This is a genomic window from Hydrogenophaga sp. (assembly GCF_028698005.1).
In the GTDB taxonomy this organism is placed as follows: Bacteria; Pseudomonadota; Gammaproteobacteria; order Burkholderiales; family Burkholderiaceae_C; genus Hydrogenophaga.
Genome location: NZ_JAQVEJ010000244.1, coordinates 1 through 3012, shown reverse-complemented (window position 1 = coordinate 3012; position 3012 = coordinate 1). Strand labels below are relative to the sequence as shown.

Here is a 3012-nt window from a genome sequence, read left to right as displayed (position 1 = left end):
TCCCGCTTGGCACCGTCCTGTTCCCGGACGGCTGGATGCCGTTGCGGATCTTCGAGGTGCGCTACCTCGACATGATCAACCGCTGCATCAAGGCCGGCGCACCGTTCGGCGTGGTCTGCCTGACCGAAGGCAGCGAGGTGCGGCGCATCGATCCCGATGCACCGACCGGCTTCGCCCGCGAGGCCTTCCATCCGGTCGGCACCCTGGCCCGCATCGACCAGGTGGAACGCCCCCAGGCCGGCCTGATCCTCATTCGCTGCCGGGGCCAGCAGCGCTTCCATATCCGCAGCAGCCAGCAATTGCCCCATGGCCTGTGGATGGGCGACGTCACCCTGGACACGCCCGAGCCGCGGGTGCCGGTGCCCGAGCACCTGGCCAGCGCACGGGATGCGCTGCGGCGCGTGCTGGACAACCTCCACGAGCGCGATCCCGGCACCATGAACGACCTGCCCCTGCAGCCACCCTACCATTGGGACGACAGCGGCTGGGTCGCCAACCGCTGGGCCGAACTGCTGCCCCTGCCGGCCGAGCTCAAGCAAAGACTGATGGTGCTGGACAACCCGCTGCTGCGGCTGGAACTCGTGTCCGATCTGCTGGACCGGATGGGCGTGGAGCGATAGGACCGAGGCTCACGGCCAACGGCCAACCGCCTCCCGCTGCCGGCGCCAACAGCCGTTCCTGAATCATTCGTTTCAGGCCTGAAATTGTCGGGGACAACAACGCTAGGTTTGCCAATGTCAGCCATACGCTCAGCATGGCCATATGCGCCGCCTCCTGCATCCGGTGCAAGCGCGACCCCGTTTCCCGTCCCGGGTGGGCTCCAGCTGATGGCCGGCATCAGACCAGACCTGCGGGCGCTAGATCTGTCTCACTGGATGCACCGCCTTGCCTTGTACCTGTGGTGGGAGTCTCCAGCGCACGAGGCCTATGCAGACCAGCAGTGGCATCTGTCCGCCCATGACCTGGAGGTGCTCTCCCGCACCGATTGGGCAGCGATGACCCAGGCCGGTCTCGCACCCGGTGCCTCCATCGTGCTCAAGGGCAACTGGCCCACGGTGCTGGATTTGGTGGCAGGGTTCCGCACGCACGCCTGCGAAGCAGAGATCGGCATCGCCGCCTTTCGCCAGGCCGTCCCGCCAGCGCTCCAATGGATCTGGCAAGACCGTGCCGACCTTCATGCTGCGTACGACCTGGCAACACCCCATGGCCGCACCGAGTTGCTCAAATGGTGGTTCCTGCATGGCCACAGGGAATACACCCGGATCATCTGGCGGGTTCAGCCCGATTGTCTGGAGCTGTTGCGGCATGGCCCCCGGGGACAGTATCCGCTGCCGGCCTTTTTGTCTGCCATCGTCTCGGGACGCGATGACATTCGCCCCCTGTACGATCTGGAAACCGAGACCGGGTGGCTGTCCAGCCTGCAGTGGTGGAGCCAGAGCGGCCATGCCGAATACGGTGTTCCTGCCTGGTCGCTGCCATGGCACACCGAGCTGCGGCGCGAACTGCACCGGATAGCGACGAGTTTCAACGCCAGGGAGGCCGGCGCCGCACAGGAACTGCCTTACCTCGCCTTCGCCCTGCGACAGATGCGCCCCGACCTGCGCACCGCGTTCGATGTGTCGACGCCGGAGGGATGCGCCCGGTTGCAGGCCTGGTGGGCCAGCAATGGCGAGGCGGAGCATGCCGTGCTCACGGCCCTGTTTGCAGACCCCGACCGGCAGGTCCCGGGGGTCAACGTCGTGGGCTATGCGCAGGGTGTGATCGGCATCTCCGAGGATGTCCGCATGGCCGTGCGCTCCCTGTCGCAGGTTCACGTGCCGGTGGCAGTGATGGATGCCCCGATGTCGGGGCCCCCACCCCGTGACCACACCCTGGACGATCTCCTGACGACACAACCCGTCCATCCGTTTTCACTGTATTGTCTGCCGCCGTCCGAACTGGGGCGCCTCGCCCTGGAGGGAGGCGCCCGGCTGCTGCGGTCGGGCACCTGCAACATCGGCCTCCCTCCGTGGGAGTTGCCCCTGTGGCCGCGGCACCTGGCCGGTCTGTTCGACGAACTGGACGAAGTGTGGGCCTGCACCGAATTCATACGCCAGGCCATTGCCCCCCTGACCAGCAGACCCGTGCTGAAAATGCCACTGGCGGTGGAGGTGGACACGTCCATCGGGCCGAACCGGGCGGCGCTCGGGTTGCCACAGAAGGGCTTCCTGTTCCTGGTGATGTTCGATGGCAAGTCATGGCTGTCACGCAAGAACCCGCTGGCAGCGGTCCATGCCTTCATGAAGGCGTTCCCGCGCAACCGTCATGTGGGGCTGGTCATCAAGGCCATGGGGCTCGACAGAAGTTCCGCCGGCTGGCAGGCCGTTGAAACCGCCATTCGGGGCGACAAGCGGGTGACAGTGATCGACACGGTACTGTCGCGCAGCGAACTGACCTGCCTGACCGCATCATGCGATGCCTATGTGTCGCTGCACCGTGCCGAAGGCTTTGGCCGGATCATCGCGGAAACCATGTTGCTGGGCGTGCCCACCGTCACCACCAATTTCTCCGGCAATGTGGACTACTGCCTGCCTTCGACCAGCTACCTGGTGGAAGGCCCGCTGGTACCGCTGCGCCGCGATGACTACATCTTCACCGAAGGCCAGCACTGGTGCGACCCCGATATTGACCAGGCCGCACAACAGTTGCGCCGGTTGTTCGAAGACAAGGCGCACACACGGACGCTGGTGCGCGCCGCACGCGAGCGGATCCGTACGCACTATTCACCCGCCGCGGCCGGATCTGCCTATCGTGCACGTCTGCTCGCCCTGCAGGCCGGCCATTGACACGATCGAACGCAGGCAGTGCACCAGCGCGGTCGCCCTGCCGCGTGCCGGCGCATTTCCGGCCCCGCGGCCGGCACGCCAGGCCCGGGCCCTCACGAGTGCCGGGATCCGGCCACTGCCTTCAACCATTTCGCAGCCCGGATGAAGGGCACCATCAACCGCCAGGTCCTGGAGTTCACGACGGCAG

The 3012-nt window shown here is 66.2% G+C and carries 2 protein-coding genes; both read left to right on the top strand.

What is annotated here, in order from left to right; genetic code table 11:
• The coding region (locus tag PHQ87_RS15445; RefSeq protein ID WP_300236328.1) for an LON peptidase substrate-binding domain-containing protein at window positions 1-620 on the top strand (620 nt) is incomplete at its 5' end.
• Between the two features lie 255 nt (window positions 621-875).
• Window positions 876-2825 carry a glycosyltransferase family 4 protein gene (locus PHQ87_RS15440; protein WP_300236325.1) on the top strand — a complete coding sequence of 650 codons (1950 nt, stop codon included), beginning with the start codon at window positions 876-878 and terminating at the stop codon, window positions 2823-2825.
• Window positions 2826-3012 lie beyond the last annotated feature (187 nt).